Here is a 24991-nt window from a genome sequence, read left to right as displayed (position 1 = left end):
CATGCAAGCGAACGTAGATTTCAAGCAGCTCGTCGAAGGCGCCGGCGACGCGATCATGGTGTGCGATGCCAAGGGCGCGATCACGCTCTGGAACCGCGCGGCCGAGCGCATCTTCGGCTTCACCGAAGCCGAGGCCCTGGGCCAGTCGCTCGACATGATCATTCCCCAGCGGCAGCGCCAGCGGCACTGGGACGGCTACAACAAGACCATGGAAACCGGCATCACCAAGTACGGTGCCGATCTGCTGCGCGTACCCGCGCTGCACAAGGACGGGCACACGCTGTCGATCGCCTTCACGGTGTCGATGCTGTTCTCGGAAAATCGTGAAGTCACGGGCATCGTTGCCATCGTGCGAGACGAAACCGCCCGGTTTGCCGAGGAGCGTAAATTGCGCGCTCGTCTGCAAGAAGCAGAGACCACGATCAAAGGAGACAGCTGATGAGCAAGGCACTTGAGGGCGTTCGCATTCTCGATTTCACCCATGTCCAGTCCGGCCCCACCTGCACGCAGCTGCTGGCGTGGTTCGGCGCCGACGTGATCAAGGTGGAGCGCGCCGGCGAAGGCGACGCAACGCGCGGCCAGCTGCGCGACATTCCCGGCGTGGACAGCCTCTACTTCACGATGCTGAACCACAACAAGCGCTCGATCACGCTCGACACCAAGAAGCCCAAGGGCAAGAAGGTGCTCGACACGCTGATCAAGACCTGCGACGTGCTGGTGGAGAACTTCGCACCCGGCGCGCTCGACCGCATGGGCATCACCTGGGCCCACATCCAGGAACTCAATCCGCGCATGATCGTGGCGTCGGTCAAGGGCTTTGGTCCCGGCAAGTACGAGCATTGCAAGGTCTACGAGAACGTGGCCCAGTGCGCCGGCGGCGCGGCCTCGACCACGGGCTTCGAGGACGGCCCGCCGGTGGTCACGGGCGCGCAGATCGGCGACAGCGGCACCGGCCTGCACCTGGCGCTGGGCATCGTGGCGGCGCTCTACCAGCGCAACAGCACGGGCCGCGGCCAGCAGGTGCTCGCGCCCATGCAGGACGCGGTGCTGAACCTCTGCCGCGTGAAGATGCGCGACCAGCAGCGGCTGGAACGCACCGGCACCATGCACGAGTACCCGCAGTACCCCGACGGCAAGTTCGGCGATGCGGTGCCTCGCGCGGGCAACGCCTCGGGCGGCGGCCAGCCGGGCTCCATCCTCAAGTGCAAGGGCTGGGAGACCGACCCCAACGCCTACATCTACTTCATCACGCAAGGCGCGGTGTGGCCGGCCGTGTGCAAGGTCATCGGCGAGGAAGGCTGGATCACCGACGAGGCCTACGCCACGCCGGCGGCTCGGCTGCTGCACCTGAAGCCGATCTTCGCGCGCATCGAGCAATGGACCATGACCAAGGACAAGTTCGAGGCCATGGACATCCTCAACCAGTACGACATTCCGTGCGGGCCGATTCTTTCGATGAAGGAGATCGCCGCCGATCCGTCGCTGCGCGAGACCGGCACCATCGTCGAGGTGGACCACCCGGCGCGGGGCAAGTACCTCACGGTGGGCAACCCCATCAAGATGTCCGACAGCCCGACCGAGGTCACGCGCTCGCCGCTGCTCGGCGAGCACACCGAAGAAGTGCTGATGCAGCTGGGCTACACGGCGGGCGACGTGGAAGCGCTGCGCGCCGAGGGTGTGATCTGAGCCAGGGCGCGGCTATTTATTGAATGGCAATAAGGCGCGGGCGGCCGGTGCGCCCGCGACGGGAATTCATTGCCAGCAATGTATAACTTATAGCAAATGCATTCAATAAAATAGTTTAACTATTATTTATCGATCAACGAATCTACATTTTGATCATGCCGAACAACAAATCATTTGTCGCCCGGCGTTCAATTTCTAGGAGAAATTTCATGATCGATGAATTGCCAATTCAATACTGGAGCAGCGAAACCGAGCGCAACGCCTACAACGCGGCGTTCTATGAACTGGGTTTCCGCTGGCATTGGGACCGCGAGATCTACTGCCAGCTGCTGCGCCAGAGCCAGGATGGCATCGAGCGCGTCTGCCGTTACCTGAACGACCACCAGCCGCACCTGCTGCGCGCCTACGACGCCAAATTCCTCGCCGAGGTGATCGAGCAGAAGAAGGAAGCGCATCAAAAGCGCGAGCTGGACGCCAGCGCCACCAAAAAGCGCTATTTCAACTGGGCCGAAACCCGCGGCGCCGAACTGGGCGCCTGAATTGCCATGAATATCCACGAATACCAGGGCAAGGAAGTCTTGCGCAAATACGGCGTGCCCACGCCGCGTGGATATGCATGTTTTTCGCCCGACGAAGCGGCCGATGCGGCCACCCGCCTGGGCGGCCGGGCATGGGTGCTGAAGGCGCAGATCCATGCCGGCGGCCGCGGCAAGGGCGGCGGTGTCCGGCTCGCCTGGTCGGCGGCCGAAGTGCGGCGCCATGCGGACGAGTTGCTGGGCATGACGCTCAAGACGCACCAGACGGGCCCTGAAGGCCGGTTGGTGAAGCGCCTGCTGGTCGAGGAGAGCGTGGAGATCGAGAAAGAGTTCTACCTCGGCATGACGATCGACCGCGATTCGCGCCGCGTGGCCTTGATGGCCTCGAGCGAAGGTGGCATGGACATCGAGGACGTGGCGGCGCGCACGCCGGAAAAGATCCGCAAGCTGTTCATCGACCCGGCCACGGGCGTGAAGGCGGCGGAGGCGGACGGCATTGCGCGCGACATCGGTTTCTCGGGCAAGTCGCTGCTGCAGGTGCGCACGCTGGTGCAGAACCTCTACCAGGCTTTCGATGCGTGCGATGCGTCGCTGGCCGAGATCAACCCGCTGGCGCTGACGCGCGACGGCCGCGTGATGGCGCTGGATGCGAAGTTCAATTTCGATTCGAACGCGCTGTTCCGCCAGCCCGAGATTGCCGCGATGCGCGACCTCGACGAGGAAGACCCGGTAGAGGTCGAGGCCTCGAAGTTCGACCTTTCGTACATCCCGCTGGACGGCAACATCGGCTGCCTGGTGAACGGTGCGGGGCTCGCGATGGCGACGATGGACGCGATCAAGTTGTATGGCGGATCGCCGGCCAATTTTCTCGACGTGGGCGGCGGCGCCACGGCCGAGAAGGTGACGGAAGCCTTCAAGCTGATGCTGCGCAACCCGAACCTGCGCGCCATCCTGGTCAACATCTTCGGCGGCATCATGAAGTGCGACGTGATCGCGCGGGGCATCGTCGCGGCGGCGCGTGTAGTGCAGTTGTCGGTGCCGCTCGTGGTGCGCATGAAGGGCACCAACGAGAGCCTCGGGAAGACCATCCTCGGGCAGTCGGGCCTGGCGATCATCCCGGCCAACGACATGGGCGATGCGGCCCGGACGGTCGTGGCTGCTGCGCGGCGGGGGAGCTAGTTTGAAAACCGCCTCCTTGATTCATCGCGTTGGGTTTCGGGCACTGTGTTCAGGGCGCGCTCCCGCCGACGGCGTGCTCTGCTCCGCGAATGTCCCCCGGCGCGGCCTAGGGCCGCAGGCCTCCTCCTTTATTTCGCTGCGCAGAGCACACCATCGACGTGACCGCTCAGCGCAGCGGTCGATCGGCCAGCACAACGACAGCGCCCTGTGTGCGCAGGGCGCCGGGTGCTCCCCGCAGCGAAATAAAGGAGGAGGGCGAAGCCCGGGGGACATTCGCGGAGGGGAGTACCCGGTGGCCTGTGCACGCGCCCTGAACAAGGGCCCTGAACAACATCGCCAAGAACAACAGCGCCAAGAACAAAAAACGGAGAGCTGAAGATGTCCATCCTCATCAACAAGCACACCCGCGTCATCACACAAGGCATCACGGGAAAGACAGGCCAGTTCCACACCGCCATGTGCCGCGACTACGGCAACGGACAGAAGTGCTTCGTCGCCGGTGTGAACCCCAACAAGGCGGGCAAATCCTTCGACGGCGTTCCCGTGTTCGGCACCGTCGAGGAAGCCAAGGCCGAAACCGGCGCCACCGTCTCCGTCATCTACGTGCCGCCCCCCTTCGCCGCCGCGGCCATCGACGAAGCCGTCGATGCAGGCATCGGGCTGGTCGTGTGCATCACCGAAGGCATTCCCGTGCGCGACATGATCCGCACCCGCCATCGCATGGAGGGCAGCAAGACCCTGCTGCTCGGCCCCAATTGTCCGGGCCTCATCACGCCCGACGAAATCAAGATCGGCATCATGCCCGGCCACATCCACCAGAAGGGCCGCATCGGCGTGGTCTCGCGCTCGGGCACGCTCACCTACGAGGCCGCGAGCCAGCTGGCCGCCTTTGGCATCGGGCAGTCGACCGTGGTGGGCATCGGCGGCGATCCGGTCGGCGGGCTGCGGCACATCGACGTGCTGAAGATGTTCAACGACGACCCGCGCACCGACGCCGTGATCATGGTCGGCGAGATCGGCGGCAACGACGAGGAGACCTGCGCGCGCTGGATCAAGGACCACATGCACAAGCCCGTGGTCGGCTTCATTGCCGGCGCCAGCGCACCGCCCGGCAGGCGCATGGGCCATGCGGGCGCCATCGTCTCGGGCGGCAAGGGAACCGCGAAGGAAAAGCTGGCGGTCATGAGGGAGTGCGGCATCCACGTGACCGACAACCCGGCCGAAATGGGGAAGCTGCTCGCGTCGCTCGTGATCCCCGACTACCTGCCGTTCGACTGAGCCCTTCGCAAACACATTCCAACAGAACCAAAGGCCAGACATGCAACAGCAACCACAGCAATGGGTCCGTTTCGAACACGGCGGCGAAACCGGCTTCGGCACACTCGTGGGCGATGCCGTGCACGAGCACCGCGGCAACATGTTCGATCGCCCCGAACCCACCGGCCGCGTGTTCGTGCTGGCCGGCGTGCGGCTGCTCACGCCCACCGAGCCGACCAAGGTCATCGCGCTGTGGAACAACTTCCACGCGCTGGGCGAGAAGCTCAAGCTGCCGGTGCCTGCGGAGCCGCTGTACCTGCTGAAGGCGCCCAACTCCTACCTCGCGCCCGGCGCCGACATCCGCAAGCCCCTGTGCGACGGCAAGGTGGTGTTCGAGGGCGAGCTCGGCATCGTCATCGGCAAGACCTGCACCGCCGTGCCCGAGGCCGAGGCGCTCGGCCATGTGTTCGGCTACACCTGCGCCAACGACGTGACGGTGGCCGACATCCTGAACCGCGACGCGTCGTTCACCCAGTGGGTGCGGGCCAAGGGCTTCGACACCTTCTGCCCGATGGGCCCGGTGGTGGCCACCGGCCTCGACCCCGCGACGCTCACCGTGACCACCCGCCTCAACGGCGAAGTCCGGCAGGACTACCCGATCAGCGACATGCGCTTTTCGGTCCAGCAACTCGTGAGCCTGATCTCCCTCGACATGACGCTGAACCCCGGCGACGTGATCCTGTGCGGCACTTCCATCGGCGTCGGCTCGATGAAGCCCGGCAGCCTTGTCGAAGTGGAGATCGGCGGCATCGGCAGGCTCGGCAACCGCTTCGGCTGAGCCCTGCCCGCTCGCAAAGAATCATCAACTTGGGGATCGACATGAAGATAGCAGTCATCGGAGCGGGCGCCATCGGCGGCCTGGTGGGCGCCAAGCTCGCCCTGGCCGGCGAGGACGTGACGTTCATCGTGCGTGGAAAAAACCTCGACGCCATCGCCACCAACGGCTTCAAGCTCATCGGCGCCGACGGCGTGGAGCAGGTGGCGCTCAATGTGAAAGCCACCGACCGCTACGACCAGGCAGGGCCGCAGGACATCGTCATCCTCGCGATGAAGGCGCACCAGGTCGAGGCCGTGGCGAGCGACGTACCCAAGCTGTTCGGTCCCGAGACGGTGGTGGTGACGATGCAGAACGGCATCCCGTTCTGGTACTTCCACAACCATGGCGGCGCGCTGGCGGGCACGCCGGTGCGCAGCGTCGACCCGACGGGCCTGGTGGCCGCAAAGGTCCCGGCGGAGCGCGTCATCGGCTGCGTGGTGTACCCGGCGTCGGAGCTGATCGCGCCGGGCGTGGTGAAGCACATCGAGGGCGACCGCTTCCCGGTCGGCGAGCTCGACGGCTCGTCGAGCGAGCGCGTGAACCGCGTGTCGGCCTGCTTCGGCGCGGCCGGCTTCAAGGCACCGGTGCTCGACAACATCCGCGCCGAGATCTGGCTCAAGCTCTGGGGCAACCTGACCTTCAACCCGATCAGCAGCCTCTCGCATTCGACCTTGGTCGACATCTGCCAGTACCCGCCTTCGCGCGAGCTGGCCGCCGCGATGATGCGCGAGGCGCAGGCCGTGGCGCACAAGCTGGGCATCGAGTTCCGCGTGACGCTGGACAAGCGCATTGCCGGCGCGGAGAAGGTCGGCAAGCACAAGACCTCGATGCTGCAGGACGTGGAGGCGGGCCGTGCGCCGGAGATCGATGCGCTGGTGGGTGCCGTGGTCGAGCTGGCCCGGCTCACCGAGACCCCGACGCCGCACATCGACACCGTGTATTCCCTCGTCAAGCTGCTGGCGCGTACGATGGAAGAACAGCGCGGCCGGGTTTGCCTTCACGAGATGGCGAGCTAGCTCTTTTCAGGCTGCGCCCTTTGCGCCGTGCGCGCTGTGATCGATCGATGAAATGGAACGGATGATGCGACGTACACGCAGCGCGAAGATCGTGGCCACCCTCGGCCCAGCCACCACCGACGAGCCCGCCATCCGGGCCTTGTTCGAACGCGGGGTCGACATGTTCCGGCTGAACTTCAGCCACGGCACGCAGCACGACCATGCGCGCCGGCTCGACACGATCCGCCGGCTGGAGCAGGAGTTCGGCCGGCCGATCGGCGTGCTGCTCGACCTGCAGGGGCCGAAGCTGCGGCTCGGCACCTTCGAAGGCGGACGCGCGCAGCTCGATGCGGGGTCGCGCTTTCGCCTGGACATGGACAAGGCGAGCGGCAGCGCGCGCCGCGCGCCGCTGCTGCATCCGGAGATCTTTGCGGCATTGCAGGTCGGCACCGAGCTGCTGCTGGACGACGGCAAGCTGCGGCTGCGCGTGGACAGCCATGGCGCCGACTTTGCCGAAACCACGGTGCTGGTCGGCGGCCCGATCTCCGACCGCAAGGGCGTCAACGTGCCGAGCGTGCTGCTGCCGATCTCGCCACTCACGCCCAAGGACCTGGACGACCTGGCCTGCGGCCTGGCCATGGGCGTGGACTGGGTGGCGCTTTCCTTCGTGCAGCGCCCCGAGGACATCGAGGAGGCGCGCGCCATCATCGGCACGCGCGCCTGGATCATGGCCAAGCTCGAGAAGCCCGCGGCCATCGATCACCTGGACGCGATCGTCGACCTGTGCGATGGCGTCATGGTGGCGCGCGGCGACCTCGGCGTGGAACTGCCGCCCGAACGCGTGCCCGAGCTGCAGCGCCTCATCGTGCGTGCCTGCCGCAAGCGCGGCAAGCCGGTGGTGGTGGCCACGCAGATGCTCGAATCGATGATTGCCGCGCCGGTGCCCACGCGCGCCGAAGTGTCCGACGTGGCCACCGCGGTCTACGACGGCGTGGACGCGGTCATGCTGTCGGCCGAATCGGCCTCGGGCAAATACCCGTTCGAAGCGGTGGCCATGATGGACCGCATCATCTCGCGCGTGGAAGCCGATGCGTCGTACCGCATCGGCATCGACGCCACGCACGAGGCCTCGCTGTCGACCACCGCCGATGCGGTCTGCGCCTCGATGCGCCAGGTGGCCGCGCTGCTCGCGCCCGCCGCCACTGTCACCTACACCTCGTCGGGCTTCACCAGCCTGCGCGCCGCGCGCGAGCGGCCGGCCGTGCCCATATTGAGCCTCACGCCCGACATCGCCACCGCGCGCCGCATGGCGATGGTCTGGGGCGTGCATGCGGTGCTGGTCGACGATGTGCACGACGTGGCCGAGATGATCGAATGCGCCTGCCGCGTCGCCTGCACCGAGGGCTTCGCCAGCGCGGGCAGCGACGTGGTGGTGGTGGCCGGCCTGCCGTTCGGGCTCTCGGGAACGACCAACCTGCTGCACGTCGCGCGCATACCGTAGGCGGCGCTCGCGCGCGCGCGGCGTGGTGCGCAGTACGATGCCGGCTCGATTGCAGCAACCTTTTCCCGAATGAAGCACGCGACCCTGCGCCAGTTGAAAGTCTTCGAAGCGGTGGCGCGCTTGCTGAGCTTCTCGCGCGCGGCGGAAGAGCTCCATCTCACGCAGCCGGCCGTGTCCACGCAGGTGCGCAAGCTCGAGGAGCACGCGGGCAATGCGCTGTTCGAGCAGTTCGGCAAGAAGATCTACCTGACCCCCGCGGGCACCGAGCTGCTGCAGATCAGCCGCGCGATCATCCAGCAGTTCGAGGCGGCCGAGAACGCGATGCTGCAGTTCAACGGCGTCTCGGGCGGCAAGCTCAACGTGGGCGTGATCAGCGCGGGCGATTATTTCTTTCCGCGCCTCTTGGTGGAGTTTGCGAGCCGGCACCGCGGCGTGACGCTCAACTTCACGGTGCACAACCGCGAGGGGCTCATGACGCACATCGCGGAGAACCTCACCGACCTCGCGATCATGGTGCGCCCGCCGACCGGCCTGGACACCATCAACCAGCCGTTCGCGCCGCACCCCTATGTGATCGTCGCGGCGCCCAACCATCCGCTGGTGGGCGCGCCCAGGATTCCGTTAAAGCGGCTGATGCGCGAGCCCTTCGTGGTGCGCGAGAAGGCCTCCGACACCTGGCATTCGATGGAAGAGGGCTTTGGCGGCGACTTGAGCGGCATCAACATCGCGATGGAGATCCGCAGCACCGAGACCATCAAGCAGGCCGTGATCGCGGGCATGGGCGTGAGCTTCGTGTCGGCGCACACCATCAGCCAGGAGACCCGCGCCGGCAGCCTGCGGGTGCTCGACGTGGAGGGCTTCCCGCTGATGCTCAACTGGTACGTGGTGCACCGGCGCAACAAGCGGCTGCCGCCGGTGGCACAGGCCTTCAAGGACTTTCTGCTCGCCGACGGGCCGGCGCTCATTTCGCAGATCGTGCCCTTCGACTCCGGGGCCTGAAAAAAACAAAGGGAAGGTGCATGGCACACCTTCCCTTGCGAGGGGCGAACCCCGGAAGCAATCAGCGAGCGCGTGCGCCGGCGGAGCGCTTCAGCGCGGCGCGCGCGGCCTTCGCGAAGATCACGATCGGCATGGCGGCGATGAGGCTGCGCAGGGTCTCGTTGGCGGCGAGCGAGGCGGTGTTCTTGAGGGCGTTGGAATTCACTGCTGTGTTGTTCATGGAGCGCTCCGAAAAGTTGAAGAGACTGAGAGGGATTATAGGGTTTACCCCTAAGTCCGGCAAACCCTCTTTTTGCTGCTTCCCCATTGGAGAAATCACATGCCCTCAGCGGCGAAGGTTCTCTGGAACTTGACTGCGGTCAAGAGCTTTTGGGGCGCTCCGTCCGACAGTCGTTCTCGCGCGGATACCGGCCGATGGACAGGCCGGGCCGCCGACCGACTTCGTCGGACCTAAACACAACATGAAGACAAAGGAACACCCATGACTCGGCCTACGCCAACGATCGCCGGTGCCAACCCGGCGCTGTATCCCCCTGCAGGAACCCACGGCGCCACAGCGACTCGATCGGAGGCCTACCGATGGGGCCAGCTGCTGATCGGCATCGTGTGCATGGCGATGATCGCCAACCTGCAGTACGGATGGACCCTCTTCGTCAATCCCATTGCAGAGAAACATGGCTGGAGCCGTGCGGCGATCCAGGTCGCCTTCACGATCTTCGTGCTCACCGAAACGTGGCTCGTGCCCATCGAAGGCTACCTGGTCGATCGCTTCGGCCCGCGGCCGGTGGTGCTGGTGGGCGGCATCCTCTGCGGCCTGGGCTGGGTGATCAACTCCTTCGCCAACACGCTGCCGCTGCTCTACATTGCGGCGGCCATCGGCGGCATCGGCGCGGGCGCGGTGTACGGCACCTGCGTGGGCAATGCGCTGAAGTGGTTCCCCGACCGGCGCGGCCTTGCGGCGGGCATGACGGCCGCAGGCTTCGGTGCGGGCTCGGCGATCACGATCATCCCCATCTCCGCGATGATCAGGTCGAGCGGCTACGAGTCGGCCTTTCTCTACTTCGGCATCGGGCAGGGGCTGATCGTGTTCCTGCTGGCCTGGGCGCTGACCCGCGCACCCGACCATGCCAAGAGCTCGAACAGCCGCAACGTGCAGCAGTCGCAGCGCGACTACGCGCCTTCCGAGGTGCTGCGCTCGCCGGTCTTCTGGGTGATGTACGCGATGTTCGTGATGGTGGCCGCGGGCGGGCTGATGGCCACGGCACAGCTGGCGCCGATCGCGCAGGACTTCAAGATCATGGACGTGCCGGTCAACATCATGGGCCTGGTGCTGCCGGCGCTGACTTTCGCGCTCGCGATCGACCGCGTGCTCAACGGGCTCACGCGGCCTTTCTTCGGCTGGGTGTCCGACAAGATCGGCCGCGAGCAGACGATGTTCATCGCCTTCGCGCTCGAATCGGTGGGCATCCTGATGCTCTACCACTACGGCCACAACCCGATCCTGTTCGTCGTGCTCACCGGCATCGTGTTCTTTGCCTGGGGCGAGATCTACAGCCTCTTTCCCTCGACCTGCGCCGACACCTTCGGCTCGAGGTACGCGGCATCGAACGCCGGCATGCTCTACACCGCGAAGGGCACGGCCTCGCTGCTGGTGCCGCTGTCGAGCGTGCTGGCCGCGTCCACCGGCAGCTGGCAGGCCGTGTTCATTGCCGCAAGCGCGGTCAATGCCGCCGCCGCGCTCCTCGCATGGTTCGTCCTGCGGCCGATGCGCCGCAAGCACATCGAAGCGAGCCGGCTTTCGTCGTAGGCCGCGGACATCGGCCCGGCGCCGTTCAGCGCAGGCCGATGCGCGAGGCGCGGGCGCGCAGCACCTCGGCCTGCGCCGGATCGGTGGTTTCGATGTTGTCCGCCGCAACCTGCAGTGAACGCATCTGCTCGACCTCTCCGATGATCTTGCCGGGGCTCAGCAGGGCCTCGGCGAGCATCAGGGTTTCGTCGAGAAGGGCCTTGAGCGCGTCGGCAAGGCTGTCCGTGGCGCTGCTGTGGAAGGGTTCGCGAAGGGCGGTCATCGGTCAACTCCTGGTTGCTTTGGATGCCTCGATCTTCAGCTTGCGTTCGCATCAAGTAAAACGATATTAATTGCCGGATGGCTGCAAAAATAATGCACTGAAAACGCTGCCGGCATGGACATCAATCTCGCCCGAACCTTCCTCGCGATCGTGGACACGCGCAGCTTCCAGCGCGCGGCCGAGCGGCTGCACGTCACGCAAACCTCGGTGAGCGCGCGCGTGCGAACGCTGGAGGAACTGCTGGGCCGCCCGCTCTTCGTGCGCAACAAGGCGGGCGCGGTGCTGACTGCCGCGGGGGAGCAGTTCCTGCCGCACGCCACCATGCTGGTCCAGGTGTGGGAGCGCGCACGGCAACAGGTCGCGGTGCCGAGCGGCAGCCGCGCCGTGCTGGCCATCGGATGCGAGATCAGCCTGTGGGATCCGCTGCTGCTGCAATGGCTGCTGTGGATGCGCACCGCCGCGCCGCAGCTGGCCATTCGCACCGAGGTGGGCTTTCCGCACGACCTGCTCGACAAGGTGGCCGCGGGCGTGCTCGACATCGCTATTGCCTACGCGCCGCAGCAGCGGCCTGGCCTGCGCGTGGAATTGCTCATCGAGGAGAAGCTGGTCATGGTCACCACCGCGGAACACCCGCGCGTGCCGCGGCCGGCGGACTATGTGTACGTCGATTGGGGTCCGGAGTTCGCGGCGCAGCATGGCCTGGCCTTTCCGGAGCTTTCGAATGCCGCGGTGAGCGCGGGGCTGGGCCCGCTCGGGCGCGAGTACCTGCTGGCGGCGGGCGGCACCGGCTACTTCCGCCACGACGTGGTGCAAAGCCATCTCGAATCGGGCCGGCTGCGGCGCGTGCCCGGCACGCCGGAGTTCCTGTATCCGGCCTATGCGGTGTATGCGGTGGGCGCCGACGCCGCCATCGTGGACCCCGCGCTCCAGGGGCTGCGGCAGGTCGTCAAGGCCAAGCCTCCAGCCTAGCCGGATGGCAAGCTCAGTTGGTGCAAGTCAGGTGGCGAGCATGTGCCTTGCGCGCTCCACGCGCTCGCGGTGCGACTGGAGCAGCAACTCGTAGTACAGGCACAGCGGCATGGCGATGAACACCATGCCCGCGACGTAGATGATCAGGCTCATGAGCGGAAAGTCGTCGCCTCCCCAGTAGGGAATGGACGCGGCCAGTGCGCCGGTGGCGATGACCGCGATCACGCACTGCAGCGTGTTGCGCAAGAACGTGGTTCGCGAGTAGCCCGGAGGGTCGTACTTCTGACCGTCCACCGGGGAACACTCGCCCTTGTCTCCATCATCGTCCATCGTCGTTCCTTGTGAGAGGGCGTCGATGATTCTTATCCTGTGGATTTGCGCGGTCAAGGCGGCAGACCCGGACCTCAGTCGTACTTCAGGGTGTAGATCAGGTCGAGCCCGCTGGTCTGTCCGGCCTGTCCACGCAGCGTGAGTCGCTTCGTCAGGTCGTAGAAGATGAAGATGGTGCCGAAGGTGCCGCCCACGCTGCGCTCGTAGGTCAGGTAGAAGTCCTTCGACAGCCGCTTGCCGAGCGTGACGGCCGACTCGCGCAGGTCGCCGCCGTTGCCGGGCCCCTTGAAGCCCAGTTCGTCGAGGCCGAAGCGGCTTGCGAGGCCGCCGCTGCTGCCGCCCTTGCCGAGTTGGCCGATCACCGCGAGCGCCGCCTGCTGCAGCAGCGCCGATTCGCCGCCGCTGGTGGCCGAGGCGCGTCCCAGCACCACCCAAGAAAGCGTCTCGGCGTCGGACAGCGCGGGTTCGGAGTAGAGCTTGACGCGCGGCGACTGCGCGGTGCCCGTGATCTGCACGCCGGCCCGCTGCGAGATGTTCGGGCGGATCGCGAGGATGTCGAGCGATGGATTGTCGAACGGCCCGTTGAAGCGCGCGACGCCGGTCTCCACGTCGAGCTGCTGCCCGTAGGCGCGGTACTGGCCCTTCACGGTCTTGACTTCACCGGTGATGCGCGGCGGCGCATTGAGCTTGGTGCTGCGGATCTCCAGGTCGCCTTCGAGCCGCGTGGTGATGCCGCGCCCCTGCACCGCGAAGTCGTCGCCCAGGTCGAAGTTGACCGCAATGTCGGGCGGCTTGGCGGTCTCGGGCCGCGCGGCCCGCGCCTCGTTGCTCGCGGCGTCGCGCCGGGCCTGCTCGGCCGCCTCGCGGTCCTTGGCGGCCGATCGCACGACCACATCGGTGCCCAGGCTCGGCGCGGTTTCGTCGGGCAGGATGATCACCGCGCGGTCGGTCCTGAGCTTGCCGCGCACGCTGAACTGGCCGCCGTCGAGCCGGGCCTGCAGGTTGCCCGAGAGCGTGACCTGGCGATCGGTGCGCACCAGCACGCGCAGCGCGCGCAAGTCGGCTTGCAGCGCCATGCGGATGCCGGTGCCCGATGCGCCGGCCGCGCCCCAGCCGATGTCGCCGCGCGCCGAGAGCGAGCCGCCATCGACGCCGGCCTGGCTGGCCGCGGTGCTGCGGTTGCCGCTCTGGCCCCCGATGCGCACGTTGCTGCCGCTGCCGCCCTTGAGCGTGAATTCGGCGACCTCGATGCGCGTGCCCGTGAGCGTGGCGCGCAGGCGCCCGTCGCGCAGGTCCAGCCCTTCGACCGGCGCGCGCAGCGCGAGCTTGTCGGCACCCAGCGTGCCGTTCCAGCGCGGCGTGGCGCGGTTGCCCGAGAGCACGGCATCGGCGTCCAGCGTGCCCGCCACGCGCCAGCCCGGCGGCGCGAGCATCGACCACACGCCCAGGTTCGGCAGCGTGGCCTTGATGTTGCCGGCCAGCGGCGCATCGGCGGCCCACTGCCAGCCCTCGCCGCGCCGCTGCATGCGCGTGTTGAGCTCGGCATTGATCTTGCCCGCGCGTTCGCTGTCCCAGGCCAGCGTGGCGCGCACCGCATCGCCTTGCGCATCGAGCCGCAGTTCGGCCTGCCGCAAACCCGCGGGCGTGCTGGGCGCGGCTGCGCCTGGCGCGGCGCCCGAGTTCATCGTGCGCTCGCTGGCCGTGCCGGTGCCGCGGCTCGTGATGCGCGTGACCAGCGCGGCCTCGCCGGCCTGCACGCGGATGTCGCCGCTCTGGCGCGCGAGCCGCGCATGGGCGCGCAGCGTGTCGCCGGCATCGATGTCCCAGTCGCCGTCGAACATCAGGTCGCCGCTCACGCCCAGTTCGGCGAAGGTGGCGCTGGCGCCAAACGCCTCGGTCCATGCCATGGGAAGGCCTTGCAGCTTGCCCTTGGACTGCACGCGGAACGCCTGGTTGGGTGCCACGCCGCTGCGCGAGAAGCGCAGCGGCTGCCATTCGATGCGAACGGTGCCGGGCGAGGGTCCGCGCAGTGTGGCTGTGGCGGCGGAGGCTTCGACATCGAGGCGGCTCGCGGTGCCGCTGCCCGTGGCCTTGAGGGTGGCGTTGACTTCGCGGCCGAGTTCCAGGGTCCATGGCGCGGCGGTGGTGCCGAAGCGCGCGCTGTCCCAGGCTTGGAGGCGCAGGCTCGCCAGTGCGGCGCGCCACTCGCTGGGGCCCGCGAGGCCGCCGCTCGCGCGCGCATCGATCGTGAGCTTTTGCGGGCCGGTGCCGGCTTCGCCCTGCAGCGCGAGCGTGGCCTGGGCCAAGCTGCCGGCAAGGTCCGCACGCAGGTCCTTGAACTGCACCGTGGTGGCCGCGGCGTTGCCGTTCCCAATTCCGTTGCCGGTCGCGTCGCCCGCGGGCAGGCGCAGCGCGAGTTGCGGAACGGCCAGCAAGGCCTTCAGGCTGGGTTCCGCGATGCCGCGCTGGGCCGGCGCGGCAGGGTTCTTGAGCCGCCTCTGGATGGTCTGCCAGCCGCCTTGCCAGCTGGCATCGAGCCGCGCGGAACCCTTGGCCGCCTTGCCCGCGAACACCTTCGACAGCTGGGGCAGGCCTTCGATCCAGCGCTGCACTGCGGCAGCATCGTCGATGCGGGCCTTGATGTCGCCGCCGCCTTGCGCCGGTGCGATGCGGCCTTCGAGTTGCGCGGCGCCACCGGGCAGCGACAGGTCGAGCTTGCCGCTCGCGGCCTGCTCGGCCACGCGCACCTGCAGCTTGCCCTCGATGCGCGCGCCTTCGGCCTCCAGGCGCAGCGTGCGCAGGTCCAGCACCTGGCTTTTCCACTGGCCCTGGGCCAGCACGCGGTCCAGGCCGAAGCCGGGCATGGCCCTGCTGCCGGCACCGCCTTCGGCGCGCAGCGCCAGGTCGAAGCCGATGCTGTCGTCGCGCTGCTGCGCCGTGGCCGTGCCGCTGATCGGCGCGCCCGAGAGGTCGGTGTGCAGCTGGCCCGGCCGCACGCCGCGCACGTTGGCGCGAACCTGCCACGGCGCAGGCGCCGGGCTCCAGCTGCCCTGCGCCTCGATGCGGCCGCCGCCCGCGCGCAGCGTGGCTTCGGGAATGGTCCAGTTGGTGCCGTCGAAACTCACGCGCGCCTCGACCTGTTCGAGCGGCAATGCGCCCTTGTCCCACGGCCCGGGCACCGCGTTGCGGATGCTGGCCGAGGCCTGCCATGCGGCGGGGCCGGTGGCCGCGTCGGGCTGCAGTTCGACCGTGCCGGTGAGGCGTGTCCGCGGAGCGCCGGGCCAGAGCGCGGATGCGTCGACGTTGCCGAGATCGGCCTTGGCGTCGATCACCGGCTGCGGTGTCCAGGGCGCGATGTTCGCCTGCAGTTTCGCGGCCATCGGCGCCTCGGCGTCGGGCTCGACCGGCTTCAGTTCGGCCGCGACCTGGAGCCGCGCACCGCTGCCCGCGAGATTGCCCTTGATCGCGGCCTCGGCCAGCACGTCGATGCTGCGGCCTTCGGCCAGCGGCGCCTTCACGCGGCCGTTCAGCGTGGCGTCGAGCGCCATCGGCGCAGGCCCCTGCAGGTTCACGCGCGCGCTGTAGTGGCCTTCGGCAATGTCGACGCCCTTGACTTCGAGCTGGTGCTGCGCGGCGCCGTAGCGGTAGCTGCCCGTGAGCTGGCGGGCCTGCAGCGCGGGCGGACCGGTCCAACGCAGTTCGTCGATGCGGAAGGGAAACGCCACTTCGATGGGCAGCGCGAGCTGTTCGAGAGGCTCGGTGGGCGTATCGCTCGGCGGCCCGCGGCGCTCGACGAGGAGCTGCGCCGCATGCACCTCGCCGAGCTGCAGCTTGCGCTGGAACAGCGGCGCCAGCTGCCAGCCGATGTCGGCGTCGTGCACCTCGACGGCCAGTTTCTCGCTTTGCCAGCGCAGCCAGCCGATGCGTCCGCCCGTGCGCAGCGAACCCGTGACGCCGCGGCTTTCGAGCGACTGGCCGGCGGGCAGGTAGAGCGCGGCGCGCGCCAGCGCAAAGGCGAGCGACTGGTTGGAGCCGAGCCACCACCACGCGCCCGCGCCGATCACGAGCACCAGGGCCAACAGCCCCCCGACAGTCCAGCCCAGCGCGCGCAGCGCACGTCGCGTGCGGGAGCGCCGTGCGCGCGGCGCGGCGTCTGGCGGCTGGGGCTTGGGGTCGGTCTGCATCGAGGGCGCGCGCGTCAGAAGGTGAAGCCCAGGCGGAAGTGAAGCCGGAACTTCTTCGTGTCCACGCCGTAGGCCAGGTCGGCCTGCACGGGCCCGACCGGGCTGCGCCAGCGCGCACCGACGCCCAGGCCGACCTTCGGCTTGAGCTCGCCGGGCTTGTCGGCCACGGCGCCGGCGTCGACGAAGACGACGCTCTCCCATTCGGTGAGCTTGCCGTTGTGGACGAAGGGCCGCTGCCACTCGGCGCTCACCACGCCGAGGTAGCGGCCCGCGGTGATCTGGCCGTCGCTGCGCACGGTGCCGATCTGGCGGTAGCTGTAGCCGCGCACCGTGGTGTCGCCGCCGGTCAGGAACATCAGCGTGGAGGGGATCTGCGCGCTGGCCTTGGCGGACACCGCACCGCCTTCGGCGCGCAGCTGGATCCGGCTGCGGCGCGCCAGCGTGGCGGCGTCCTGGTCCTCTGCGAAGCCCACCGGCAGCACGCCGAGCCAGCGTGCATAGGTGCGCGTGAAAGGCAGCCGCTCGCCGGTCAGCGTGTAGCCCGCGGCCAGTTCGAGCGCCACGCCGAAGCCGCGCGTGGGCGCGGCGTTGTCGTCGAAATAGCGGCCGGTCCAGCCCCAGTTGGCGGTCACGGCCGAGGCCGACGGCGGCGCGTTGGTGCCGCGGTTCTGCGCGTAGTCGTATTGCAGGAAGTAGCTGCGGTCGATGTGCCCGCTCGACTTGCTGCGGCCGCTGCGCACGCGGCCGCTGTCGACCACATAGCTGCCGGAGGTCTCGCTCTTGAGCCCGGCCCCCGCGAACCAGCGCCATCCCCGATCGTCGGGAATCGCATTCCACTCGGTGGAGAGCGACTTGATGTCGGTGTCGACAGACAGGCGCGACACCGCCCGCCAGCCCAGCAGCGGCAGCTGGTTGTGGATGTGGTCGACCGAAAGCCGCGCCCCGCTGTCGGTCGTGAAGCCGGCGCCCAGCACCACCTTCTGCATCGGGGCTTCGCGCAGCTGGGCGATCACGGGCGCGGCCAGGGGCGTGCCGCTGTCGGTGTCGAGCGTGAGAAACACCGAGTCGTAGTAGCCGCTGCTGGCCAGCCGCTGCTGCGCATCGAGCAGCTTCTGCTGGTCGTAGTCGGTGCCGGTGGGAAGCTGTGCGATGCGGCGCGCGCCGTCGGCGCTGTAGCGCTCGGTGCCGCGAAGCACCAGCGGGCCGAAGCGGTAGGCCGGGCCTGACTGGTAGGTGACGCTGAGCCGGGCCTCCTGCCGGTCGGCATCGATCTCGGCGCGGCTCACCTCGATGCTGCCGGTGGGAAAGCGCTTGGCCGTGAGGCTGCGCAACGCGACGGCCTTGGCGTTGTCCCAGCCCTGCTGCGTGAAGGGCAGGCCGGGCCGCAGCGCCCAGGCGGTACGGATCGCGTCACGCTGCGCCTCCGCGGTGGGGTCGTCGGCAATCGCGCCGCCGTAGCTGAGCTGCACGTTGCTCACGCGCGTGGGCTCGCCGGGCTCCACGGTGATGACGATCTCGCGCGGGGCCTTGGTGCTGCCCGGTGTTTCGTTGAGCTCGAGTGTCAGCGTGGGCGTGAAGTAGCCCAGAGTGCCGAGCAGTTCGCGCGCATTGGCTTCGGCCGCCACCATGAGCCGCGAGATCTCGGTGGCACCGAGGTCGTCGAGCGTGCGGTAACGCTGGATCTCCAGGTGCAGCGCGAGGTAGTCGCGCACGGTGTCGGGCCCGCGCACGTCCACGGTGAAGGCATCGCGCGGGGGCCCTCGGGCGGCGTCCTTGCGGGTTTCGTCAGCGACCGTGTCGCCGCTGCGCACCAGGGCTGGGGAAGCGGTGTCCGCCGCGGCTTCTTTTTTCGGCAGCAAGCTGCATCCTTGCAAGAGCAGGACGCCGATAAAAAGCAATGCCGGCCACCACGCCGGCAGAAGGACTGGGACCACCCTGAACATGGGCGGATTTTGACAGCAAGGCGCGCCGGCTCCCGAAGCATCCGGAAACAGCGGCGGCGCGCGCACGCCGCCTTACTTCGAAAGCATGCGCATCGCGTCTTCGAGGCCGCGCAGCGTGAGCGGGTACATGCGGTTGGACATGAGCTGCTGCATCACGCCGATGCTCTGGCGGTATTGCCACACGCCCTGCGGCTCGGGGTTGATCCACGCGAACTTGGGAAAGGCGTGCGTGAGCCGCTGGATCCACTCGGCGCCGGCTTCCTCGTTGTTGTATTCGACGCTGCCGCCGGGCTGCAGGATCTCGTAGGGGCTCATGGTCGCGTCGCCGACGAAGATGAGCTTGTAGTCCTTGTTGTACTTGCGCAGGATGTCCCAGGTCGCGAACTTCTCGGAGAAGCGGCGCCTGTTGTTCTTCCACATGAAGTCGTACACGCAGTTGTGGAAGTAGTAGAACTCCAGGTGCTTGAACTCGGTCTTCACGGCCGAGAACAGTTCTTCCACGCGCTGGATGTGCTCGTCCATGGTGCCGCCCACGTCCATCAGCAGCAGCACCTTGACGTTGTTGTGGCGCTCGGGCCGCATCTTGATGTCGAGGTAGCCGGCATTGGCGGCGGTCGAGTGGATGGTGTCGTCCAGGTCCAGCTCTTCTTCGTGGCCTTCGCGCGCGAACTTGCGCAGCCGGCGCAGCGCCACCTTGATGTTGCGCGTGCCCAGTTCCTGGCTGTCGTCGTAGTCCTTGTAGGCGCGCTGGTCCCACACCTTCACGGCGCTCTTGTTCTTGCCCGCGCCGCCAATGCGGATGCCCTGCGGGTTGTAGCCCCCGTGTCCGAAGGGCGAGGTGCCGCCGGTGCCGATCCACTTGTTGCCGCCCTCGTGGCGCTCCTTCTGCTCCTCGAAGCGCTTCTTGAGCGTGTCCATGAGCTCGTCCCAGCCCATCTTCTCGATCTTGGCTTTTTCTTCGGCCGTGAACTCGCGCTCCAGCGTCTTGCGCAGCCAGTCGAGCGGCACTTCCTTGGTGAAGTCGGCCAGCATCTCCACGCCCTTGAAGTAGGCGGCAAAGGCGCGGTCGAACTTGTCGTAGTGCTTCTCGTCCTTGACCAGCGCGGTGCGCGACAGGTAGTAGAAGTCATCCAGGCCGAAGGCACCGTCGGAGTTGGGGCCGACCACGTCGGCCTGCAGCGCCTCGAGCAGCGTGAGGTATTCCTTGACCGAGACCGGCAGCTTGGCCGAGCGCAGCGTGTAGAAGAAGTCGATCAGCATGGTCGGGCTTTCCTTGAACTTTGCTTCAGCTTCGCGGCTTGTCGAGCAGGTAGAGCAGCTGGGCCTTCACCTCGGGCCACTCGCCCGCGCGCAGGCTGTACATGACGGTGTCGCGGATGGTGCCGTCGCGGCGCATGGCATGGCCGCGGATCACGCCGTCTTTTCTTGCGCCGAGCCGCTCGATGGCCTGCTGCGAAGCGAAGTTGAAATTGTCGGTGCGCCAGCCCACCACGTTGCAGCCGAGGGTATCGAAGGCGTGCGTCAGCATGAGCAGCTTGCAGGTGGTGTTGACGTGCGTGCGCTGGCAGCGCTTGGCATACCAGGTGTAGCCGATCTCCACGCGCTTCACGGCGGGCAGGATGTCGTGGAAGCTGGTACTGCCGAGCACCGTGCCGCTCTCGGCCTCGGTCACCGCGAAGGCCATGCGGTGGCCCGCCTCGCGGCCCTGCAGCGCGGTCTCGATGTAGGCGCGGGTCTCGTGCGGCTCGGGCACCGAGGTGACGCGCAGCTTCCAGAGTTGGCCGTCGGCCGCGGCGGCGCGCAGGCCCTCTTCATGGGCCAGCGACAGCGGCACCAGGGCCAGGTCGCGGCCCTTCAGCGTGACAGGTTCGACGAACGCCATCTTCAACACCCCTCGCTATTGTTTTTCAGCCCCTGGGCTTGCCGTACTTGCGGTCGTACCAGGCCCGCGCGATCTGCACGCCGCCGCCGCCGCCCACGCCGATCAGCAGGATGCCGAAGATCTCGCGGTTGCCGTAGCCGTTGGGGCCGAAGGCATCGAGTCCGAGCAGCAGCCCGACCCAGCGCCCGAGCAGCGCACCGGCCACGAACAGCACGGCCTGCGCCACGCCCAACTTGAGCAGCTGCCCGACCGGATGCGGCGCCTGCGGCTGATTCACAAGGAAATCTCCGTGCTTCGCACTGCGGTGCGAGTCCCCTTCGGAGCGGCCGGGCGGGGGCTCATCGGTTGTTGCGCTGCATGAAGACGAGCTTCTCGAACAGCGTCACGTCCTGCTCGTTCTTGAGCAGCGCGCCCACCAGCGGCGGCACGGCCACCTTGTCGTCCTTGCTCTGAAGAGCCTCGATCGGGATGTCCTCGGCCACCAGCAGCTTGAGCCAGTCGAGCAGCTCGGAGGTGGACGGCTTCTTCTTGAGGCCCGGCAGGTTGCGCACGTCGTAGAAGGTCTTCATCGCGGACGTGAGCAGCTCCTGCTTCAGGCCCGGGAAGTGCACCGCCACGATGTGCTTCATCGTCTCGGCGTCGGGGAACTTGATGTAGTGGAAAAAGCAGCGGCGCAGGAAGGCGTCGGGCAGCTCCTTCTCATTGTTGGAGGTGATGAACACCACCGGCCGGTGCTTGGCGCGGATGAGCTCGCGCGTCTCGTAGCAGTAGAACTCCATGCGGTCGATCTCGCGCAGCAGGTCGTTCGGAAACTCGATGTCGGCCTTGTCGATCTCGTCGATCAGCAGCGCCACCGGCTGGTCGGCCGTGAAGGCCTGCCACAGCACGCCCTTGACGATGTAGTTCTGGATGTCCTTGACGCGCTCGCCGCCGTCGACGTCCTTGAGCTGCGAGTCGCGCAGGCGGCTCACGGCATCGTATTCATACAGGCCCTGCTGCGCCTTGGTGGTCGACTTGATGTGCCACTGCAGGAGCGGCAGGCCGAGCGATTCGGCCACTTCCTCGGCCAGCATGGTCTTGCCCGTGCCGGGTTCGCCCTTGACGAGCAGCGGGCGTTTGAGCGTGATGGCGGCATTGACTGCCAGCATCAGGTCCTGAGTGGCGACGTAGTTGTCTGAGCCCTTGAATTTCATGAGTGGAACGCAAGCAGGTGGAGGAGGCCGGGTGGAGAAAAGAACACACTCGATTCGCTTTGCGCAGCCTTTGGGCGGCCGGCGAAGGTTCCCGGAGGACCCTTGCATATAATCGAATGTTGATTCGAAAAACTGTATCTCCACGAGATTGTGCGCGCAAAATGAACAAGTTGTTGACCACGATGTTTGCCTTCGCTGTCGCTTGCGTGACGGTCTCGGCGCAAGCCCAGCAAGTCACGGGCAATGCCCAGGAGGGCGCCAAGAAGGTTGCGATGTGCGTGGGCTGCCACGGCATCATCGGCTACCAGGCCAGCTTTCCGGAGATCCACAAGGTGCCGATGATCGCCGGCCAGAGCGCCAGCTACATCACCTCGGCCCTCAATGCCTACAAGGCCGGCGACCGCAAGCACCCGACCATGCGCGCCATTGCCGACACCCTGAAGGACCAGGACATCGCCGATGTGGCCGCCTACTACAGCCAGCTCGGCCTGAAGGAAGGCGATGCGCCACCGGCCGCACTGGCCAAGCCGATGCCCGAGAACGTGCAGGCCCTGGTGTCGCGCGACAAGGACAACAGCTGCACCAAGTGCCACGGCGCCAACTTCAACACCCCGAACGACGGCACGGTGCCCAAGCTGGCCGGCCAGCATGCCGACTACCTCTTCGTGGCGCTCAAGTCGTACCGCGTCAAGAACAACCCGCACCTGGGCCGTTCGAATGCGGTCATGGCCCAGCAGGTCGAGCCCAAGAAGTTCACCAATGCCGAACTCAAGACGCTCGCGAGCTACATCAGCTCGCTGCCGGGCGAACTCAAGACGGTGCCTGAATCGCGCATCCATCACGGCGCGCAGTAAACAACCGGGCGAACGCGCAGCGTTCTCCAATGAAAAAGCCCGCGCGAAGCGGGCTTTTTTTCGTCCGGACGGTGCCGCTCAGACGTCGAAGAACACCGTTTCGTCCGCACCCTGCATGCGGATGTCGAAGCGGTAGGTCACGGCACCGCCTTGCGCCACGCGCTCGGCGATCAGCGTGTGGCGGCGCTCGGCCGGCGCCCTGGCCAGCACGGCGTCCTTGCCGTTGGCCTCGGCCTCGTCGCTGAAATACACGCGCGTGAAGGCATGCAGCAGCAAACCGCGCATCAGGACGATCACGTTGATGTGCGGCGCCTCGCCCGGTGCCTCGGCGCCCGGCTTCACCGTGTGGAAGACGAAGCGGTTCTGCGCATCGGTGCCGGTGCCCGCGCGGCCGAAGGCGCGAAAGCCGATCTCGCGGGCCTCGGCCGGCGTCTGCGGATAGCGTCCGTTGCCGTCGGGCTGGCTGATCTCGACCAGCGCATCGCCGATCGGGTTGCCGTCGCCGTCGATCACTCGGCCTTCGAGCCGGATGCGCTCGCCCGTGGCGTTGTCCAGCGCCACCACGGCGTCGAAAGGCTGGTCGAAGTCGTAGCCGTACTGGCTGGCGGTGAGGCCGTAGGCAAAGTAGGGGCCCACGGTCTGGGAGGGGGTCTGGCCGAAGTCGGCTTCCTGTGCGGTCATCAATGGCATGGCGAATCCTTTCAGCGGTTCTCGAACGGGGTTTCGTCGGCCCCGCGCAGCACGATGTCGAACTGGTAGCCCAGCGCGTAGCCCTCCTCGGTGATGTCGAGGCTGAAATCGGCGATCAGCCGGTTGCGGTAGCGCTCGGGCGTCCCGGTGATCATGGGGTCGTACTGCATCAGCGGATCGCCGGGAAAGTACATCTGCGTGACCAGCCGGCTCGCAAAGCTCTGGCCGAACAGCGACATGTGGATGTGCTGCGGACGCCAGGCATTGGGGTGGTTGCCCCAGGGATAGGCGCCGGGCTTGATGGTGAGGAAGCGGTAGCGGCCCTCGCTGTCGGTCAGGCAGCGGCCGGCACCCAGGAAATTGGGATCGAGCGGCGCGTCGTGCTGGTCCACCTTGTGCACGTAGCGGCCCGCGGCGTTGGCCTGCCAGAGCTCCACCAGGGTGTTGGCCACCGGGCGGCGGCGCTCGTCCAGCACCTGGCCGGTCAGGATCATGCGTTCGCCCAGCGGCTCGCCGTTCTTGCGCGCGTTGCGCGTCAGGTCGTGGTCGAGCGCGCCGATGCTGTCATGGCCGTAGACCGGCTGCTGCAGTTCGCCCAGCGAGGCCTTCAGCGGCACCAGGGGCTTCTGGGGACCGCGCTTCACGGTCGACTTGTAGCCGGGATAGACGTAGGAAGGGTGGGCTGCCCAGTCGCGCGGCGTGAGGGTGGCGGGGGAGGCCGGGGGCTTGGTCAACATGTCGTTGTCTCCTGTCAGGGGGCGGATCGAATCCGGAACCCGCACTTTAGAAGTCCCGTCCGATGATGTAAATTGAAGATTGCTCCGTTCTGAATAACCACAGGTAATTGAAAACTCCCGCCGATCTTCGCCAGGATTTCGTGCGCAACGTGCAGCTGCGGCACCTGCGCTGCCTGGTCGCGGTGGCGCAGGAGCGGCACCTGGCGCGCGCCGCCGAGCGGCTCTCGCTGAGCCAGCCGGCGGTTTCCAAGACGCTGTCGGAGCTCGAGGCCATCGTGGGCACGCGTTTGGTGGAGCGCAGCAAGGCCGGGCGGCGCGGTGTGCAGGGGCTCGCACCGGCCGGGGAGCAATTGCTGGCCCATGCGCTTCGCGTGCTCGAAGCCCTGGACGCCAGCGCGCAGGCGGTGTCTCCGGCGGCGGGCGGGCGCATCGAGCGGCTGCGCATCGGCGGCCTGCCGAGCGTGGCGCCGGCGCTGCTGCCGGTGGCGCTGGCGCGCTTTCGCGAACACTGGCCGGCGGTGCAGGTGGTGGTCAAGAGCGCGGCCAATCCGGTGCTGCTGGACGAACTGCGCGCCGGGGAGCTCGACATGGTGGTCGGCCGCATGAGCGATCCGCGGCTCATGGGCGGCCTCAGCTTCGAGCTGCTCTATACGGAGCCGCTGGTGTTTGCCGTGCGCGTGGGCCATCCGCTGGCGGCGCGGTCCACCCGGACCGTGTCGGTGCAGGCGGTGCTGGACTATCCGCTGGTGGTGTATGGCGAAGGCACGATCCCGCGCCACAACACCGAGAGCTTCTTGTCGGCCCGCGGCCTGGTGTTGCCCGCCAACGCGCTGCAGACACTCGACGTGGCGCTGGCGCGCGGCCTGGTCGCGGTGTCCGACGCGGTCTGGATCACGCCGCTTGGCGCCGCGCGCGGCGAACTGGCCGACGAGCGGCTCGCCCGGCTGCGCATCGAAACCGCCGGCACCGACGAGCCCGTGGGCCTGCTGCTGCGCAGCGATGCCGAGCCCTCGGCCCTGCGCGGCGCCATGGCCGCGCTGCTGCGCGAAGGCGCGAAGCAGCAGGGCGCGCCGCCGCCCCACAGGAGCAAACCGCAGGCCTGAGGTCCGG

General features: G+C 67.5%; 24 protein-coding genes. 13 read left to right on the top strand and 11 right to left on the bottom strand.

Annotated elements, in window-relative coordinates:
- The first annotated feature begins 1 nt into the window (after nucleotide 1).
- The 9 genes from ABID97_RS24490 to ABID97_RS24450 all read left to right on the top strand — a co-directional run bounded on the left by ABID97_RS24490 (nucleotide 2) and on the right by ABID97_RS24450 (nucleotide 9030).
- Entirely contained in the window at nucleotides 2-439 is a 438-nt protein-coding gene (locus ABID97_RS24490) for a PAS domain-containing protein (RefSeq protein WP_028259227.1), read from the top strand.
- A complete protein-coding gene (gene frc, locus ABID97_RS24485) occupies nucleotides 439-1686 on the top strand; it encodes a formyl-CoA transferase (protein ID WP_354401394.1) in 1248 nt (415 codons plus the stop codon). The genes ABID97_RS24490 and frc overlap by 1 nt, the downstream gene beginning before the upstream one ends.
- Nucleotides 1687-1895: 209 nt before the next feature.
- Nucleotides 1896-2225 carry an HAD family hydrolase gene (locus ABID97_RS24480; protein ID WP_354401393.1) on the top strand — a complete coding sequence of 110 codons (330 nt, stop codon included), beginning with the start codon at nucleotides 1896-1898 and terminating at the stop codon, nucleotides 2223-2225.
- Nucleotides 2226-2231: 6 nt separating this feature from the next.
- A complete protein-coding gene (gene sucC, locus ABID97_RS24475; protein ID WP_354401392.1) occupies nucleotides 2232-3401 on the top strand; it encodes an ADP-forming succinate--CoA ligase subunit beta in 1170 nt (389 codons plus the stop codon).
- Between the two features lie 378 nt (nucleotides 3402-3779).
- Nucleotides 3780-4679, top strand: coding sequence for a succinate--CoA ligase subunit alpha (gene sucD, locus ABID97_RS24470; RefSeq protein WP_354401390.1), 900 nt, complete (start codon nucleotides 3780-3782; stop codon nucleotides 4677-4679).
- Nucleotides 4680-4719: 40 nt separating this feature from the next.
- Nucleotides 4720-5496, top strand: coding sequence for a fumarylacetoacetate hydrolase family protein (locus ABID97_RS24465; protein WP_354401388.1), 777 nt, complete (start codon nucleotides 4720-4722; stop codon nucleotides 5494-5496).
- A 41-nt stretch (nucleotides 5497-5537) separates the two neighbouring features.
- A complete protein-coding gene (locus tag ABID97_RS24460; protein WP_354401387.1) occupies nucleotides 5538-6551 on the top strand; it encodes a 2-dehydropantoate 2-reductase in 1014 nt (337 codons plus the stop codon).
- A gap of 64 nt (nucleotides 6552-6615) precedes the next feature.
- Nucleotides 6616-8031 carry a pyruvate kinase gene (pyk, locus tag ABID97_RS24455; protein WP_354401386.1) on the top strand — a complete coding sequence of 472 codons (1416 nt, stop codon included), beginning with the start codon at nucleotides 6616-6618 and terminating at the stop codon, nucleotides 8029-8031.
- 69 nt (nucleotides 8032-8100) lie between these two features.
- The gene (locus tag ABID97_RS24450; protein ID WP_354401384.1) at nucleotides 8101-9030 is read left to right on the top strand and encodes a LysR family transcriptional regulator; all 930 of its coding nucleotides are present in this window, start codon (nucleotides 8101-8103) and stop codon (nucleotides 9028-9030) included.
- A 61-nt stretch (nucleotides 9031-9091) separates the two neighbouring features.
- Here ABID97_RS24450 and ABID97_RS24445 read toward each other — a convergent pair whose 3' ends face one another.
- Entirely contained in the window at nucleotides 9092-9250 is a 159-nt protein-coding gene (locus tag ABID97_RS24445; protein ID WP_354401383.1) for a hypothetical protein, read from the bottom strand.
- A 261-nt stretch (nucleotides 9251-9511) separates the two neighbouring features.
- Between ABID97_RS24445 and oxlT the strand changes: the two genes are divergently transcribed.
- Entirely contained in the window at nucleotides 9512-10837 is a 1326-nt protein-coding gene (gene oxlT, locus ABID97_RS24440; RefSeq protein ID WP_354401382.1) for an oxalate/formate MFS antiporter, read from the top strand.
- A 25-nt stretch (nucleotides 10838-10862) separates the two neighbouring features.
- Here oxlT and ABID97_RS24435 read toward each other — a convergent pair whose 3' ends face one another.
- A complete protein-coding gene (locus ABID97_RS24435; RefSeq protein ID WP_354401380.1) occupies nucleotides 10863-11099 on the bottom strand; it encodes a hypothetical protein in 237 nt (78 codons plus the stop codon).
- A gap of 114 nt (nucleotides 11100-11213) precedes the next feature.
- On the opposite strand from ABID97_RS24435, the gene ABID97_RS24430 reads away from it, so the two are divergent.
- Nucleotides 11214-12068, top strand: coding sequence for a LysR family transcriptional regulator (locus ABID97_RS24430; protein WP_354401379.1), 855 nt, complete (start codon nucleotides 11214-11216; stop codon nucleotides 12066-12068).
- A gap of 27 nt (nucleotides 12069-12095) precedes the next feature.
- Here ABID97_RS24430 and ABID97_RS24425 read toward each other — a convergent pair whose 3' ends face one another.
- The 7 genes from ABID97_RS24425 to ABID97_RS24395 all read right to left on the bottom strand — a co-directional run bounded on the left by ABID97_RS24425 (nucleotide 12096) and on the right by ABID97_RS24395 (nucleotide 21600).
- A complete protein-coding gene (locus ABID97_RS24425; RefSeq protein WP_354401378.1) occupies nucleotides 12096-12398 on the bottom strand; it encodes a hypothetical protein in 303 nt (100 codons plus the stop codon).
- Nucleotides 12399-12472: 74 nt separating this feature from the next.
- Complete coding sequence (locus ABID97_RS24420) at nucleotides 12473-16582, bottom strand: translocation/assembly module TamB domain-containing protein (RefSeq protein ID WP_354401376.1); 4110 nt, start codon at nucleotides 16580-16582, stop codon at nucleotides 12473-12475.
- Between the two features lie 14 nt (nucleotides 16583-16596).
- The gene (locus tag ABID97_RS24415; RefSeq protein WP_354401374.1) at nucleotides 16597-18525 is read right to left on the bottom strand and encodes an autotransporter assembly complex protein TamA; all 1929 of its coding nucleotides are present in this window, start codon (nucleotides 18523-18525) and stop codon (nucleotides 16597-16599) included.
- A 72-nt stretch (nucleotides 18526-18597) separates the two neighbouring features.
- The gene (locus tag ABID97_RS24410; RefSeq protein ID WP_354401373.1) at nucleotides 18598-19785 is read right to left on the bottom strand and encodes a vWA domain-containing protein; all 1188 of its coding nucleotides are present in this window, start codon (nucleotides 19783-19785) and stop codon (nucleotides 18598-18600) included.
- 25 nt (nucleotides 19786-19810) lie between these two features.
- Nucleotides 19811-20407, bottom strand: a complete 597-nt coding sequence (locus ABID97_RS24405) for a GNAT family N-acetyltransferase (protein ID WP_354401372.1) — start codon at nucleotides 20405-20407, stop codon at nucleotides 19811-19813.
- 25 nt (nucleotides 20408-20432) lie between these two features.
- A complete protein-coding gene (locus ABID97_RS24400) occupies nucleotides 20433-20684 on the bottom strand; it encodes a hypothetical protein (RefSeq protein WP_354401371.1) in 252 nt (83 codons plus the stop codon).
- 61 nt (nucleotides 20685-20745) lie between these two features.
- On the bottom strand, nucleotides 20746-21600 hold the full coding sequence (locus ABID97_RS24395; RefSeq protein ID WP_028259245.1) for an AAA family ATPase: 855 nt from the start codon (nucleotides 21598-21600) through the stop codon (nucleotides 20746-20748).
- Nucleotides 21601-21761: 161 nt separating this feature from the next.
- Between ABID97_RS24395 and ABID97_RS24390 the strand changes: the two genes are divergently transcribed.
- Nucleotides 21762-22454 carry a c-type cytochrome gene (locus ABID97_RS24390; protein WP_354401370.1) on the top strand — a complete coding sequence of 231 codons (693 nt, stop codon included), beginning with the start codon at nucleotides 21762-21764 and terminating at the stop codon, nucleotides 22452-22454.
- Nucleotides 22455-22532: 78 nt separating this feature from the next.
- Here ABID97_RS24390 and pcaG read toward each other — a convergent pair whose 3' ends face one another.
- Both pcaG and pcaH read right to left on the bottom strand, forming a co-directional pair.
- Nucleotides 22533-23144 carry a protocatechuate 3,4-dioxygenase subunit alpha gene (gene pcaG, locus ABID97_RS24385; RefSeq protein ID WP_354401369.1) on the bottom strand — a complete coding sequence of 204 codons (612 nt, stop codon included), beginning with the start codon at nucleotides 23142-23144 and terminating at the stop codon, nucleotides 22533-22535.
- A gap of 11 nt (nucleotides 23145-23155) precedes the next feature.
- On the bottom strand, nucleotides 23156-23881 hold the full coding sequence (gene pcaH / locus ABID97_RS24380; protein WP_354401368.1) for a protocatechuate 3,4-dioxygenase subunit beta: 726 nt from the start codon (nucleotides 23879-23881) through the stop codon (nucleotides 23156-23158).
- A gap of 107 nt (nucleotides 23882-23988) precedes the next feature.
- Here pcaH and ABID97_RS24375 point away from each other — a divergent pair, with 107 nt between their 5' ends.
- Nucleotides 23989-24984, top strand: a complete 996-nt coding sequence (locus tag ABID97_RS24375) for a LysR substrate-binding domain-containing protein (protein ID WP_354401367.1) — start codon at nucleotides 23989-23991, stop codon at nucleotides 24982-24984.
- Nucleotides 24985-24991: the final 7 nt, after the last annotated feature.

Source organism: Variovorax sp. OAS795, assembly GCF_040546685.1.
Lineage (GTDB): Bacteria > Pseudomonadota > Gammaproteobacteria > Burkholderiales > Burkholderiaceae_C > Variovorax.
Note: the sequence above shows the minus strand (reverse complement) of the source record. Positions and strands in the feature narration are given on the sequence as shown.